The following is a 2213-nucleotide window of genomic DNA, read 5'->3' as shown; positions in this document are numbered from 1 at the left end:
GTTTTTCAACGGCCTGTTAAATATAAAATTTCGACCAACTCATCCGCCTGCTATTCGGGATCTGATAGATGAGTTGAAACGTGGTTCGAATCCTCTGGCTTCTGTCAATTTGAGTGGGATGAATGGATCATCCCGAAATTTCTGAAGTTATTGGGTCGAACCGGCGGGAAGTGCGTGCCGTGCGGGTACCGTTATGTTTTTCATGATGCGTGATAATCACCGTTTCCTCCCCGCCTCCAGTCCAAATACATGCTCAAACTCGAAGAACTGACCAAGGACGCCCAAGTGGCAGGCCTGGTGCCAGACCTAGTTGTCAAGCTGGTCAACGTGGAGGAAGTCGGCCCCAATGCGCGGCTGGTGGCGTACCGCAATGCTCTTGGAAAGCTGGACGAGCAGACGGTCTTCCGCAGTGACGAGCACCGTTTGAGCCTGGCCACCGCTGGCCGCGCCTGGGCTTTCGATGCCGACCCCGCTGCCTTCAAGCTCGCGCTTGAGGCCTACCGGATCAGTCTGGCCCACCTGTTTGACCCGCTGATGGCGGTGCACACGTCCAACGTCGAGCCGCTGCCGCACCAGATTTCGGCGGTCTATGAGGCCATGCTGCCCAAGCAGCCGCTGCGCTTTGTGCTGGCGGATGACCCTGGAGCTGGCAAGACGGTCATGGCTGGCCTGTTGATCCGGGAGATGACCATGCGCGCCGATGCGCGGCGCGTGCTGATCGTGTCGCCGGGCTCGCTGTCCGAGCAGTGGCAGGACGAACTGCGCGAGAAGTTCGGCCTGGACTTCGAGCTGTTCAGCCGCGAGAAGCAGGAGCAGTGCCGCAGCCGCAACTACTTTGCCGAGCAAGACCGGCTGATTGCCCGGCTGGACCAACTGTCGCGAAACGAGGAATACCAGCAACTGCTGCTGCAGACCGAGTGGGACCTGATCGTCGTTGACGAAGCCCATAAGATGTCGGCCAACTACTTCGGCAACAAGATCAACGAAACCGGCCGCTTCAAGCTGGGCAAGCTGCTGGGCGGACTGACGCGGCATTTCCTGCTGATGACCGCGACCCCGCACAACGGCAAGGAAGAGGACTTCCAGCTCTTCATGTCCTTGCTGGATGGTGACCGTTTCTACGGCAAGTTCCGTGAAGGCGCGCACAAGGTGGACATCACCGACATGATGCGCCGCATGGTGAAGGAGGAGCTGCTGCGCTTTGACGGCAAGCCGCTGTTCCCTGAACGCCGGGCCTATACGGTCAACTACACCCTGTCAGATGCCGAGGTTCTGCTCTATGACCGGGTGACGGACTACGTGCGCAACGAGATGGACCGCGCGGACCGGCTCGATGGCAAGCGCAAGGGCACTGTCGGTTTTGCTCTGACCCAGTTGCAGCGCCGGCTGGCGTCCAGCCCGCAGGCCATCTATACCTCGCTGTCACGACGCCGCAAGAAGCTCGAAGCGCGACTGGAAGAGCTGCAGCTCAAGGCGCGCGCGGATGTGCTGCGCGAGAACCTGGGCGAGTACGTGGTCAAGCACAAGATCGACGTGCCCGACAGCCTGGACGAGGCCAGTGATGAACTCACGGCCGACGAGTACGAGATCTTGTCGGACCAGGTGGTGGACCAGGCGACGGCGGCCGAGACCATCCCTGAGCTGCAAGCAGAAATCATCATCCTGCGTGAGCTGGAAGACCAAGCCGCCAAGGTGGTGCAGTCGCGCAGTGACCGCAAGTGGGAAGAGTTTTCCAAGCTGCTGCAGGATCGGCCCGAAATGCTGACGGCCGATGGCCGGCGGCGCAAGCTGATCGTCTTTACCGAGCACCGTGACACGCTGAGTTACCTGTTGCTGCGTATCCGCGACACCCTGGGCAGCGAGGAGGCCGTGGTCACCATCCACGGCGGTACCAACCGGGACGACCGGCGCAAGATCCAGGAGTCCTTCCGCAACAACCCCGATGTGCTGGTGCTGCTGGCCACCGACGCGGCGGGCGAAGGCGTGAACCTGCAGAACGCCAACCTGATGGTCAACTACGACCTGCCCTGGAACCCCAACCGGATGGAGCAGCGCTTCGGCCGCATCCACCGTATCGGCCAGCGCGAGGTCTGCCACCTGTGGAACCTGGTGGCGGCGCAGACGCGCGAGGGCGAAGTGTTCCGCCGCCTGCTGGAAAAGCTCGACATCGAGCGCGAGGCGCTGGGGGGCCGGGAGGAGTGATTTCAAGGTGT

General features: G+C 61.4%; 1 protein-coding gene. It reads left to right on the top strand.

From position 1 onward, the window contains the following. Window positions 1-249 precede the first annotated feature (249 nt). The gene (locus C6P64_RS15795) at window positions 250-2202 is read left to right on the top strand and encodes a helicase-related protein (protein WP_105749502.1); all 1953 of its coding nucleotides are present in this window, start codon (window positions 250-252) and stop codon (window positions 2200-2202) included. The last annotated feature ends 11 nt before the right edge of the window (window positions 2203-2213 follow it).

Origin of the sequence: Malikia granosa (assembly GCF_002980595.1) — a bacterium.
GTDB classification, from domain to species: domain Bacteria; phylum Pseudomonadota; class Gammaproteobacteria; order Burkholderiales; family Burkholderiaceae_C; genus Malikia; species Malikia granosa.
The sequence above is the reverse complement of the archived record's forward strand: the minus strand, read 5'-3'. Positions and strand labels throughout refer to the sequence as shown.

Coding starts and splice junctions, on each gene's coding strand:
- C6P64_RS15795 (WP_105749502.1), top strand. CDS start 250: ATGCTCAAACTCGAAGAACTGACCAAGGACGCCCAAGTGGCAGGCCTG.